The organism is Rivihabitans pingtungensis, from assembly GCF_003201855.1.
GTDB lineage: Bacteria > Pseudomonadota > Gammaproteobacteria > Burkholderiales > Aquaspirillaceae > Rivihabitans > Rivihabitans pingtungensis.
In genome coordinates this window covers 95,037-107,976 of the sequence record NZ_QJKI01000011.1, presented here as the reverse complement: position 1 = coordinate 107,976, position 12,940 = coordinate 95,037, and the positions used below count along the sequence as shown (strand labels likewise).

At 61.1% G+C, this 12,940-nt stretch carries 9 protein-coding genes; 6 read left to right on the top strand and 3 right to left on the bottom strand.

Features of this window, described 5'->3' with window-relative positions; genetic code table 11:
• The 6 genes from DFR34_RS09890 to DFR34_RS09865 all read left to right on the top strand — a co-directional run.
• Positions 1-1,477 (top strand): sigma-70 family RNA polymerase sigma factor (locus DFR34_RS09890; RefSeq protein WP_110390982.1); only part of this gene is annotated, 1,477 nt, incomplete at its 5' end.
• A 24-nt stretch (positions 1,478-1,501) separates the two neighbouring features.
• Positions 1,502-3,034, top strand: a complete 1,533-nt coding sequence (locus tag DFR34_RS09885) for an ATP-binding protein (RefSeq protein ID WP_308418009.1) — start codon at positions 1,502-1,504, stop codon at positions 3,032-3,034.
• Positions 3,031-5,916 (top strand): Z1 domain-containing protein, encoded by a 2,886-nt coding sequence (locus tag DFR34_RS09880; protein ID WP_110390981.1) that lies wholly within the window; start codon positions 3,031-3,033, stop codon positions 5,914-5,916. Before DFR34_RS09885 ends, DFR34_RS09880 begins: the two co-directional genes overlap by 4 nt.
• Positions 5,900-6,907, top strand: coding sequence for a PD-(D/E)XK motif protein (locus DFR34_RS09875; protein ID WP_110390980.1), 1,008 nt, complete (start codon positions 5,900-5,902; stop codon positions 6,905-6,907). The genes DFR34_RS09880 and DFR34_RS09875 overlap by 17 nt, the downstream gene beginning before the upstream one ends.
• A complete protein-coding gene (locus DFR34_RS09870; RefSeq protein WP_110390979.1) occupies positions 6,904-8,682 on the top strand; it encodes an AIPR family protein in 1,779 nt (592 codons plus the stop codon). The genes DFR34_RS09875 and DFR34_RS09870 overlap by 4 nt, the downstream gene beginning before the upstream one ends.
• A gap of 4 nt (positions 8,683-8,686) precedes the next feature.
• Entirely contained in the window at positions 8,687-9,148 is a 462-nt protein-coding gene (locus DFR34_RS09865; RefSeq protein WP_110390978.1) for a very short patch repair endonuclease, read from the top strand.
• Here the strand turns inward: DFR34_RS09865 and DFR34_RS09860 are convergent.
• The 3 genes from DFR34_RS09860 to DFR34_RS09850 all read right to left on the bottom strand — a co-directional run bounded on the left by DFR34_RS09860 (position 9,111) and on the right by DFR34_RS09850 (position 12,883).
• On the bottom strand, positions 9,111-10,682 hold the full coding sequence (locus tag DFR34_RS09860) for a DNA cytosine methyltransferase (protein WP_110390977.1): 1,572 nt from the start codon (positions 10,680-10,682) through the stop codon (positions 9,111-9,113). The two genes, DFR34_RS09865 and DFR34_RS09860, sit on opposite strands and share 38 nt — an antisense overlap.
• A gap of 547 nt (positions 10,683-11,229) precedes the next feature.
• Entirely contained in the window at positions 11,230-12,060 is an 831-nt protein-coding gene (locus DFR34_RS09855) for an amino acid kinase family protein (RefSeq protein ID WP_110390976.1), read from the bottom strand.
• Between the two features lie 10 nt (positions 12,061-12,070).
• On the bottom strand, positions 12,071-12,883 hold the full coding sequence (locus tag DFR34_RS09850) for an amino acid kinase family protein (RefSeq protein ID WP_110390975.1): 813 nt from the start codon (positions 12,881-12,883) through the stop codon (positions 12,071-12,073).
• Positions 12,884-12,940: the final 57 nt, after the last annotated feature.

Genomic DNA, 12,940 nt, shown 5'->3' with positions numbered 1-12,940 from the left:
GATGAAGAAACGTTGCGACGCGAGGTTGAGGCCAATGTGCGTGAACGCAACGCCAAAGCCATCCCCATCAAGTGGAAGTTCTCCACTCAGGATGCCCGACGTAAGCTTGCTCGTCTTTATCCTCGCGTTTCAACGTGACTGGCTACTAGGGCGAGAGATGGAGGAGGGCGGTAAGGCGGCTCTTTCCGCCCTCGCCTTATGGCCCGATGGCCTGTCTGCCGTATTTGACGCCGCTGCTCGTGTCGCTGCAGGAAAAGCCGACGCCGAGTCCTTCAGCAATGGCCCCGAGCCTTCCACAGACGAGGAGCTCATCTCGCACTCGCTTGGAGCAGGCGACAACGAGGACGATGAATCCGAACTCAGTGAGGAAGCCACTTTTTTCGTGAATGCCGTCGCTGCCGTGGAGGCTGCCCGAGGTGATGCTCAACGCGTAACAGCGGCCTTGGAGGAGGCTCGACTGACACGCGGCTTCCTTATGGAGCTGGCCGGCAAGGCTGATGAAAACCATGTCGGAAGCCACTTTGCCGCGGCTCTTGGCCGCCAGGAGAAGGCACGCGAGCACATGATCCTTTGCAACCTCCGGCTCGCTCTATCTATTGCCAAGAGACATCTCTGGTCAGGTATTCCGTTCGACGATCTTGTTCAGGAAGCTAATATCGGTCTAATGAAAGCAGTGGAGCGCTACGATTGGCGTAGGGGTTTTCGGTTCTCCACCTACGCGACTTGGTGGATTCGTCAGCAAGTTTCAAGATCAATCGCCGACTCCGGCCGGGTCGTCAGGGCTCCAGTCCACATACAGGAGACTGCGCGAAAGGTCCTGCGCGAGCGGGAGTCTGTAGAAGCCAGTATTGGCCGTCCCGAAACGGAATTCGAAACTGCTAGACGCATTCGGATACCACTCGCCAAAACCCGAATGCTTCTCTCCATATTTGAGGACGTAGTTTCCTTGGACGAAGTAGATCCTGACTCCGGCCAGCCGAGAATGGACGGTCTCCTCGACGAAATGGCTTTGGATCCGGCCAACGTCGTCGAGAATGCGTCGCTGCGTAGGGCTCTTCTCGGAATGCTGGCTGACCTAGACGAGCGTAGTCGAGAGGTTATTCTTCTGCGCTTCGGTCTTATGGACAACGACGCGATGACTCTTGAGGAGATCGGTCAGCATTACGGCGTTACGCGCGAGCGCATCCGTCAAATTGAGTCGAAAACGATCCGAAGGCTCTCACATCGAAACAAGCGGGAAATTCTTTGGCACTTCATGGGTGACAGATACGCCCCAGCCCACGAACCTGTGCCTGATCTGGTGAAGATAAGGGCAACCTCCTGCATGGACGATGAAGTCTTTCTTGAAGAGGGAGAACGAGACCCTCCTGAGCCAACCATCGAGCGAGAAGGACAAGTTGAGAACCGTGGCGCTGTTCGCCTTTACCCCGAACATCAAGGCATTCGGGCGCAGGCTTCTCGCCTCGGGCCTCCATAAAATTCAGAGGGACGTACTCGCAAAATGACTCATATAACAAGGCTCGCCCCACCGAAAGCCAGTGCGATGATGGAGGCTCTCAGAGGCCTTGGATATTCGACCGCGACTGCTTTGGCCGATATTGTGGATAACTCCATATCCGCCGGAGCTTCCGAGGTTCGTCTGCACTTCGACTGGGACGGATACGACAGTCGAATTTCGATTCTGGACAATGGCCGTGGCATGAGCGACTCGGAACTCGAAGCGGCAATGACACTGGGGACGATCAATCCGCTCGACAAGCGGGCTCATACCGACTTGGGGCGCTTCGGGCTCGGTTTGAAAACGGCCTCCTTCTCGCAGTGTCGCAGCCTCACTGTCGCTTCGAAGCGCTTGGAAGGAGCACTCGTCTGCCTACGCTGGGATCTTGACGCCATAGCCTCGGACCCGGAGGGTGGATGGCGCATGTTTGAGGGAGCCGCCGAGGGTTCTGTACGCTTTCTTGAACCTCTTTCGGCTCTGCGCTCGGGGACGCTCGTTCTCTGGGAGAGGATGGATCGGGTAGTCACCGCCGGCTCCAATTTCGAGCACTTCGCCGAGCTCGCCATCGACGTCGAGTCGCGGCTCGCGATGATTTTTCACCGCCTCATTGAGGGGCACAGGCCCGACTTCCAGCTCTTCGTGAACGACAAGGCGGTTGTTCCGTGGGACCCCTTCATGACTGGGCATCCGGCCAAGCCTTGGGAATCCCCCGTCGCCCGTATTTCGACCCCTTCCGCTCCCGTCGAGGCACAGTGCCACGTGCTTCCTCACAAGGACAAGCTATCCGACGACGACTTCGCGAAGGCCGGAGGCCCTGAGGGATGGACATCCCAGCAGGGCTTCTACGTCTACCGAAACAAGCGCCTCCTGCTAGCCGGTGGGTGGCTCGGACTCGGTAGGGGTAGGACATGGAATCGGGAGGAGTCGCATCGTCTGGCCCGAATCAGGGTGGACATCCCGAATTCCGCCGATGCAGACTGGAAAATCGACGTGAGGAAGTCCACGGCGCGGCCTCCGGTCTACGTCCGCTCATGGCTGACCGGGTTGGCGGAGAACACGCGGGAGAAGGCGCGAAAGGTCTTCGCGTTCAGAGGGTCGCCTATGCCGGGTCCCGGCGGAGCGCAGATCGAGCAGGCCTGGCGGGTCGAGCATCTACGCGGCGGCGTCCGCTATCGCATCGACGAGGGACATCCCGCCGTCGCCGCCGTCATCGACGCCTGCGGCGACAGAAAGGACCTCGTGAAGGCGATGCTTCGAGTGGTGGAGGAGACCGTGCCGGTTCAGCGCATCTGGCTCGACACCGCCGAGAACAAGGACACCCCGAGAACGGGCTTCTCCGGCGATCCGGAGACGGCTCCCGACGGCGTCAGAACGGTTCTCCTGACCCTGTTCGGGGATATGATCGGCCGGCGCGGCATGACGCCGGAGGCCGCCGTTCGCGCGCTGTCCTCCTCCGAGCCGTTTCAGAACTACCCCAAACTCGTCGCCTCCCTCCCGGAGAACGTGACTAAGCCCGAAGAAGGGAACGCAGGATGACGGAAGAGCAGAGCAAACTGTTTCAGGGTCTCGTCAGCATCGTCCAGACGACGCTCGTGGCGGACATGGAGAAGGGCGCGGTAACCCCGCTCCTCATCGCGGAGAAGGTCGACTTCGTCGCCGACAACCTCTATCCGGGCAAGGACATCGACAGGAAGGAGGCGGTCGCTGAGCTCATCCGCCGGTTCAGCCTCTGGATTGGCGGGGCCACGACGCTGTCCGACAAGACTGGCCACAAGGATTGGCTCAACGCCTCCCGTCGCAAGGACTGGCGCTACTGGCAGCGCTACCGCGACTTCCTCGAAAGCAAGATGTCGGTCAAGGCGGTGGACGCGCTGGACGAGGCGACGAACAAGATTCTCGAACTGCTCGAAGACCCTCTGAGAGAGGGCGTCTGGGATCGTCGCGGACTCGTCGTCGGGCACGTCCAGTCCGGAAAGACGGGCAACTACACCGGTCTGATCTGCAAGGCAGCCGACGCGGGCTACAAAATCATCATCGTTCTCGCCGGTCTGCATAACAATTTGCGCTCGCAGACCCAGATTCGTCTCGAAGAGGGGTTTCTGGGCTACGAGACGTCGGCGAAGAACGACGTGGTCCGTTACATCGGGGTCGGCGAAAACGCCCGGGACGCCGAGATTCGCCCCAATTGCGCGACAAATCGATCGGATAACGGGGATTTCAATACCAAAGTCGCGAAGCATCTCGCCATTTCGCCCGAGCAGCGGCCGTGGCTCTTTGTCGTCAAGAAGAACAAGACGGTGCTCGAACGACTGCTTAAATGGATTCGCAACCACGTAGCGGACGCCAAGGACGCGGACGGCCGTCCTCTCGTCTCGGGTTTCCCGCTGCTCCTGATTGACGATGAGGCTGACCACGCCTCGGTTGATACAGGGGACCAGATCGTCAACAAGGACGGCACGGTGGACGACGAGTATCAGCCGAAGGCCATCAACAGCCGCATCCGGAAGATTCTCCACTCGTTCGCGCGGAAGGCCTACGTCGGCTACACCGCCACGCCGTTCGCGAACATCTTCATCGACCGGCGCAAGGCGACGAAAGAGGAGGGGCCGGACCTGTTTCCCCAGTCCTTCATCGTCAACATCTCCGCCCCGTCGAATTACGTAGGTCCCGCCCGCGTCTTCGGGCTGCGCTCGACCGAGGGCAGGGTCGGCGGACTGCCCCTGACCAGAGAGGTGGACGACCAGACCGACTCCTCGGGCGAGGACGGCTGGATGCCTCCCAAGCACGACAAGACCCACGTTCCACTGTATCAGGGGCGCGACGAGGTTCCTCCGTCGCTCAGGGAGGCGATTTCGGCCTTCGCGCTCTGCTGCGCGACGCGCGTCCTTCGGGGGCAGGGCCACAGGCACTCCTCGATGCTGATTCACGTGACGCGCTTCACCGCCGTTCAGGAGGAGGTTCGCCGACAGGTGGACGAGCTCGTAAAAGGCTTCCGGGCGCGTCTGCGCGGATTCGGCGCGGCAGAGAAGGACGCGCTGCTGGCCGAGTGGCGCGAGCTCTGGGAGGACGACTTCGTTCCCACGTCCGCTGCCGTCGCGACGGCCATGGATGAGACGGCCTGCGAATTCGAGCTTCCCGACTGGGAGGACGTCGAGGCGGTTCTTCCCGAGGTGCTCGACGACCTGGCGAACGGCGTGAGGGCCATCAACGGGTCGGCTGGCGACGTGCTTGACTACGCCGAGCGGGAGGAGACCGGCCTGAAAGTCATCGCCGTCGGCGGGGACAAGCTCGCCCGTGGTCTCACGCTGGAAGGCCTCTGCGTCAGCTACTTCGTCCGCTCCACCAAGATGTACGACACCCTGATGCAGATGGGGCGTTGGTTCGGCTATCGTCCGGGCTATCTCGACCTCTGCCGTCTCTACACGACCTCGGACCTCGTCGACTGGTTCGGCCACATCGCCGACGCGGCGGAGGAGCTTCGCCAAGAGTTCGACACCATGGCGAAAATCCACGCGACGCCCGAGACCTACGGCATGAAGGTGCAGTCTCACCCGGTCCTCATGGTCACGTCGCCCATCAAGATGCGCAGCGCGAAAACCCTGCAAGTTTCGTTCTGCGGCTCCGTTCTCGAAACCGTCGCCTTTCATCGTGATACGTCGATCATCGAACCCAACCTTGCAGCGACCGAGAGGCTGCTCGAGGCAGCAGGTGCGCCATCAGAGAGCGGTATCATCGTCCGTAAGCGTGGCTCGGGAACGCAAGAGTGGAAAGGATTCTTGTGGGAGGGCGTGCCCGCTGAGCATGTGGTGGACTTCTTCTCGACCTATCTGACGCATCCGGCGGCCCGCAAGGTGAACAGCGCGGTCTTGGCAGATTTCGTGAAGGCGATGGCCACCAAGGACGAACTTTCTTCTTGGACCGTCGCGGTGATCGGCGGCAAAGATGGCACGGAAGGAGCATCCTTCTCATTATGTGGCAAATACACCTTGGAGCACATGATTACCCGAAACCAGAATTCCAAAACCGAGCACTACTCCATCGGACGGCTTCTATCTCCACGAGATGAGACAATCGATATGGACGAAGACGCCTGGCTCGCCGCTATGAGACTCACCCTCAAGGATCGGACGACAGATCCTGGGCGTGGAACGGAGGAGACAGGAAGGGAAGCTCCCAAATATCCAGGAGGGGTCTGGATACGTCAGATACGAGGGTTGGGGGCCGAGGGAATCCAAGCTCATCCAGAGCGCGGTCTTCTTCTCCTGTATCCCATCGACCCGAAAGGTGCGGAACTGCCCGAAGGCGTCCCGCCCGTGGTCGGTTTCGGGGTCAGTTTCCCCGCCAGTCGCTCGACGACGACCGTAAAGTACGAGGTGGATCACCTTCTCTGGGAGACCGAGTATGCCCCGGCCGATTGACGAGTTCGGCGCCGCCTGGGAGGCCCTCTCCGGCAGCGGCGCGGAGGCCGGCTGGTGCGGAATTCCCGTGGCCCGCGCGGGAGTCTGCGAGCTCATGGCGGCCAGACGCTTCCCGGGGAACGAGGAGGCGCTGCTCGCCCGTTTCCCGACGGCTCGCCCGAGCTCGTCGGACCGTCTTCCCGAGGGCAAGGGATTCGAGGTCGTCCGGGCGGACCCGTTCGGCGACGGCACGACGTGGATAGCCCTGTCGCGCAAGGAGTCGGGCAGCCCCGAGCTCTTCGCGGAGATGGTCGGGGACGTCGCGGGAGCCATGGACGTCGCCGCTCCAGAGGGAGAGGTCTCCGTTCTCAGAACCATGCTGCGCAGAGTGCGCATGTGGCAGCAGTTCATGTCGCGGGGAAAGGGGCCTCTCAGTCCCGAGGCGGAGCTGGGACTGGCCGGGGAGCTCTTCTTCATGGCGCGGCTGATCGAAGCGGGGGTCTCGCGCGAGAGCGTCCTGAGCGGCTGGGTCGGCCCTGACGACGCCCCGCAGGACTTCCTACTCGGGGAAGGGGCGATCGAGGTGAAGGCGACGATGTCCTCGTCGGGCTTCCCGGTGAAAATCGGCTCGTTGGAGCAGTTGGACGACGCCGTCGCGTCCCCCTTGTTTCTCGCCGCCGTCAGATTCGCGGCGGGAGAGGGCGGCTCGACACTTCCCGAGATGGTCGCGGAGGTGGAGCGGCGCGTCTCGGAGGAGCCCGGCGCGATAGATTATCTGCGCGAGAGACTCATGGTCGCGGGCTACGCCGAGGCGCACGCCGGCCAGTATTCCCGGAGATTCGAGCCGAAGGAGAAACGCATGCTCTCCGTGTCCGAAGGCTTTCCGCGTCTGACGCCGGGAGTCGTCCCGGCCGGCGTCACTCGCGCCGTCTACGAAATCAATCTGGACCACGCCGGAGACTTCCTGCGCGACTTCGACGAGGTCCTCTCGCAACTAGGAGCAACAGAATGACCCTCGACGACTTTCTCGCTGAGACGCGGGCCGAGATAGCGACCCAGATGAGCGAAGGCTCTCCCTTCGCTGAACTGGTTTTTTGCGAGGTAGTCATGCAGCATCTCGTCGATGTTGGCATGACCTTCGAGCCTGTCATCTGCCACTATCAGGGCAAGGTCGGAAACGCCAACCTGCGGCTTAGCGGCTATGCCATCTCCGACGACACAGACCAACTCGATCTCTTTGTCAGCCTCTACGAGGGCTTCGAGACCCTGACCCCCGTTCAGGATCAGAACTCGAAAACGGCAGCCCAGCAGTGCGTGCGCTTCTTGGAGCTTTGTGCCACAGGGCGGCTCACGGATAAGTTGGACCCCTCCAGTGACGCCCATTCCCTCGCACTGACGATTCGGGAGATATACGATAGCCTTGAACAGGTTCGCGTGTTCGTCCTCACGGATGGCATCGCCAAGTCTAAGAGCTTCAGGCCACGGGATGTCGGGGGCAAGTCGGTTCGTCTCGAAGTCATGGATATCGAGCGGCTCTTCCGGCATCGCTCCGAGGGTAAGCCACGCGACGAACTCGTCGTTGATTTCAACGAGGTCTCCGGCTCTCCTCTGCCATGCGTCTTCGTGCCTGGCGAAACAGGAGACTACGACTACGCCCTGACAGCCATCCCAGGTGAGGCTCTGCGCTACGTCTACGAGAAGTTCGGCCCCAGGTTGCTTGAAGCCAACGTGCGTTCGTTCCTGAGTATCAAGGCCAAAGGCGTGAATGCTGGCATCCAGGGCACGCTGCGCTCCGCGCCAGAGCGGTTCATGGCTTTCAACAACGGCATCGTGTTGGTCGCCGACGAGATGAAGCTCGCACGGGCAAAAGATGGCGCTCCCGGCATCGTCTGGCTTCGCGGCATGCAGATCGTTAACGGGGGACAGACCACAGCCTCCATCTATTTCGCGAAGAGAAAATATCCTGAGACAGACCTGAGCAAGGTTCGCGTGCCGGCAAAAATCATCGTCATGAAGGAGGAAGACCCGGCGAAAGAGGAGGCTCTGGTCTCCGATATCTCGCGCTTCGCCAACTCCCAGAATGCCGTGCGACAGTCCGACCTATCGGCCAATAAACCCTTCCACGTGAATGTCGAGCGGCTCTCCCTGACTGTCTACTGTCCCGACGGGATAGGACGCTGGTTTTACGAACGGGCGACAGGGAGCTACAACACCCTATTGTCGCGCGAAGGTGCGACCCCCGCTCGTCTCAAGGCCCTGAAGGAATCCGTGCCGATCTCACGCAAGATAACCAAGACGGAATTGGCCAAATACCTGATGGCATGGGATATCAAACCCGATGTCGTCAGCCAAGGAACGCAGAAGTGTTTTGATCGCTTTATGACGGGGCTTGGCGAGGCTGAAGCAGCAGGGAAGCTGCTCGTGCCTGACCCTATTTTCTTCAAGGCCCTCGTCGCTAAGGCTTTAGTGTTCAAAGCCGTCCACAAGACGGCCCGTCCTCTGGTATCCGCATTTTTGGCGAACGTAGCAGCCTACACAGTCGCCGTCGTGGTCCAGTCATATCGGGAAACCTTCGATCTCGAGCGGGTCTGGCGTAATCAAGGTGTTTCGCCCCAACTTGTCAAACAAATTGAGATATGGGCGCGGGAAGTAAACGAGCGCCTGCACGAGACCGCTAACGGAAAGATGATTTCCGAGTGGGCCAAGCGACCCGAGTGCAGGGAGGCGATGTTCGCCCGTCCGTTCTCGCCCCCGTCAGTGGACGTTCCCGAGATTCGCGGGAGCTGAGTCGATGGCGGACATCGTCGACCCGGCGACGAGAAGCCGGATGATGTCCGGTATCGGAGGACGGAACACGAAGCCGGAAATTATCGTCCGAAAGGCCCTGTTCGCGGCGGGCTTCCGCTTCCGTCTGCACCGGAAGGATCTGCCGGGACGCCCCGACATCGTTCTTCCGGGACGGCGCATCGCGGTGTTTGTTCACGGCTGCTTCTGGCACGCCCACCGGGGCTGTCGCTACGCGAAGACTCCCGCCTCGCGGAGGGAGATCTGGGAAGCCAAACTCGCCGCCAACGTCGAGCGGGACCGGCGCGCGATAGACGCTCTGCTGTCAGCGGGCTGGCGGGTGCTCGTGGTGTGGGAGTGCGCTACACGTTCGGCTGAAATGCGTGTGGCGCTGCCGGAACTACTGCGCTGCTGGATCGACGGCTCGGAGGTCAGCGGTGAGTTCTGCTCCGATTCCACGCGTCCATGAACTTCAAGACCACGCCGGCGATCTTGCGGGCAAGAAGAGGTGGGACCGCGTTGCCGACCTGCGTGTATTGCTCGGTCCGGTTACCGGCGAAGAAGTAGTTGTCCTGGAAGGTCTGGAGACGTGCAGCCTCACGCACCGTGAGGCTTCTGCACTGCGACGGATCGGGATGGATGAAGTAGTGCCCGTCCTTGGCGATGTGAGCGACGACGGTGGACGACCAAGAACCCTCCAACTGAACCCGGAAGCGGTCGGCGAAAGGCACTTTCTCCGAAAAAACGTTGCCGTGAGCGGGCAGCAGAGGGGGGGGAAGGTCAGCTATCTTCGGCGAAAACCCTTTTACCCTTCCATAAGCAGCCACGAAGAGATAGCGATGAAGGTCCGAACGCATGTGCGATCGAGTCTCATGCTGAATCACTCCACCCAGACGCCTGTCGATATACCAGTCCGCCAGCCTGTCACGCATCATGTTAAGGGTCGTGTCAAAGGCTTGGAAGCCCCCCCCGACTGAGGCATGATGATGCGCCGTCTTAACGGCTCTGTTCATCTCCTCGAATACGGGTTCCAGGACCTTCTGCGGATACCTGCGAAGCTTGTCGACTGTCTGGCTCAGCGCCTCGAGCCATTGCTCGTGTCCGTCCTTTTCCTTAGAAAGCCTGCTTCTAAGCGCAGGCAGACCTGACAGAGCCTCTCCCACGGTCACCCTCATGTTCTCGTGTCCGAGGACAAAACTCTCGGGCGACGACGATAGCTCGGAGACAGAGCAGGCGACATCCGAACGAATGCCAAACAGGATGACTCGGTGTCGCCCCTGTGGGATGCCGAAGCGCTCTGCCTCGATGACGAAATCGTACGGTTCTATTTCCCCTGCAATGCCGGGTTTGACCAAAGAGCGAATCTGATATTCGAGATCCTCGCCAGGCTTGGAGAGGTCCTCCACGATTCTGTCGAAGATCGGCGAACCACTATGCCGGGAGGAAAGCATCCCCTTGACGTTCTCCATTATGAATACGGCCGGCTTGTGCCTGCGTATGATCCGAAGGTACTCGCGGTACAGAAAGTGCTTTTCGTCACTCTCGAATTTCGCCAGTGACTCATGTGTGCGCCGCGAACGGCCAGCGAGCGAGTAGGCCTGACACGGGGGGCCTCCTATCAAAACCCAGTTGTCAGCGCCGCCGAGCGCGGCCTGAATGCGACGATCGAGATCATTCGGGTCGTCCTTCCCGAGTTCGAAGTTACGCGCCTCCTCGAGAGCTTCTTGCCCGGCCTCGGCTGCGTCCGGATGGTTGAAGAGTTCATCGCGTGAGATCTCGCCGCGAATGTGCTCGTAGTAGCAATCGGGCGCCTTTCCTCGCGGAAATTTCCGGTAGAGCGAGCGTAGTGACAGCGTCTTGTAAGCGGCCAAGTCTTTCTCAGCCGAGACCTTCAGGGAGAAGTGAGGATTGCGCAGAGGGTCCAGAATCGATGAAAAACCTTCCCCGAGGCCACCGGGGCCAGCAAAGAGGTCGATTACGGGGATAGGGCTGCGTTTGGACATGCTTCGTTGTTCTTGTGTTTCCGTCATACAAAAGAAAAAGGCGCGACTCGCGCGCCGTGAAATGCTAATGCAATTGCTAGCCGGATAATAGCTCGTTTACAGATTCTACCTTGTCGAGGAAAGCTTAGATACTAGTAGCCAGTCACCATGATACGAACCGACTGACAGATGATTTGACCACTTTCGGCACGAGCTTTACCTCCGGTGTCGTTCCGGTGCAGGCAGGAACCCAGAGCGCACCACAGCGTGCGCCGTGGGCATGGTGCAGGTAAGAGCTCGTGAGCGCTCACCCCGCTGTACGCGGTAGACACGCCTGGATTCTCGCCTGCGCGGGAATGACCCGGTGTAGTGCGACGAGTAGTTCTTCGTGGAACATGAACTCTCGTGTTTCAACGTGACTGACTACTAGCGCCATCCACTGATAGTCCTCTAGCGAGAGAACTACTTTTCTCGTCTCGCAAGCCTATTGCATCAGACGGGAATTTGAACATGTTCTTGCTGCACTACACACAGCCACTTAGCTGGGTAATAAGCCTGCCGGGAAGGATCAGCCAGCGTGGGCGCCGGTGCGGATCAGCGTGCCGACATGCTCGCCGCGCAAAGCTGCGGTCAGGCGACCGGGCTTGAGGCCGTTGACCACTTGCACGCGCTCGATGTGGCGGGCGTTGGCCATCACGTCGAGCATGGCGCGATCAAATGGCAGCGTGCCCGGCTGGGCGGCCAGCTCGGCGGCGGACGCCTCGGCCAACAGCTGCGCCTGGGCGGCGTCGGGGCCGTTCGGGTCGCAGGAATACACGCCGTCCACGTCTTCGACAATGGTCAGCCCGGCAGCGCCCAGCGCGTCGGCCAGCAGGAAGGCGCCAGTGTCGGCGCGGTGCATGGGGATGCGCGACTCGGGGAATTCATGGTGGTGGTAAGGCGGAAAGGCGCTGCCGACCACGGCGCGCGCGGCTTGCAGGTGGATGGCCAACTGGCTGGCGATGGTCGGATGCTCGACGTAAGACACGCCTTCCGGGGCCAGCAGCGAGGCAAGGATATGGCCGTTCTGGCCGGCTTCACTGGCCGCCAGCGGCGCCAGCGAGCCCACCGGCAGGCCCAGATCCAGGCCGACGCTGAACACATGACGGGCGCGCAGACCAGCGCCGGTGAGAATCAGCAGGCGGTGTTCCGGCAAAAGCGCGCGCAGCTCGTCCACCAGCGGCAGGATGGCTTCGGCGCCACGGTCCATCAGGCGGCCGCCGATCTTGACCACTTGCAGCCAGGGCAGCAGGCGAATCGGGCGCACGCTGGCCACCGGGCGGGTCAGCGCGCCGTCCTGCAAGGTTTGGCGGGCCAGCGGCGAGGCGATGTGTTTGATGGTGTTGGAGGTGTCAGTCATGGTTTCTGCCTCAGCTCGCGGTGATGATGGTGCCGACATGCTCGCCGGCCAGGGCGCGGGTCAGGTTGCCGGGAACCAGGCCATTGATGACCTGCACCTGACGGATGTGGCGGGCGGATTTCAGCAAATCCAGCACCGGGAATTCCAGGATGGAGTCTTGTAGGCCCTGGGCTTTCATTTCGTCCACCGAGATTTTGGGAATAAACGTCGCGTGCGGGTCAGTTTTCGGGTTGCCGGTGTACAGGCCGTTTTCGTCTTTCACGTAGATCATCGCCTTGCAGCCAAACTGCTCGGCCAGCAAAAAGCAGCCGGCGTCGGTGCGGTAGGGCGGAATCACGCTCTCGGCGGCCGGGCGCATCCACAGCTTGTACGGCGGCATGCCGCTGAAAATCACCGCGTTCACCTCGGCAATCGACAAGGGCACAGTGGACAGCCCGGCGCCGCCCACCACCGGAATGCCATGTTTGGCCAGCAACTGGCCGAGCATGGCGGCGTTCTGGTCGGCCACCGAGGCGCCCAGCTGGGCGAGCACACCGGCCGGCAGATTGAGCCCAGCGGCGATCGAATACAAATGGCGGGCGCGGGTGCCGGCGCCGGTGCCGATCAGCAGCTTGTGGTCTTTGCGGGCGCTGACGATTTCGTCCACCAGCGGAAACAGGCCGGCGCGGCCACGGTCGATCACGCTCTGGCCGCCGATTTTCAGCACGGTGGCGTCGGGCAGAATGCGAAAGTCGGCCGAGGCTTCAGCGGCCTCCAGCAACTGCGCGTCAGTCAGCGAGCGCTGCATCAGGAGCTGCTCCAGCTGTGCAGTGGTGTGGTGCATGGGAAGTCCTTTTCATCAAGAGAGCGGCTGGCAAAACCGGCGCCAGACAGCACGGGC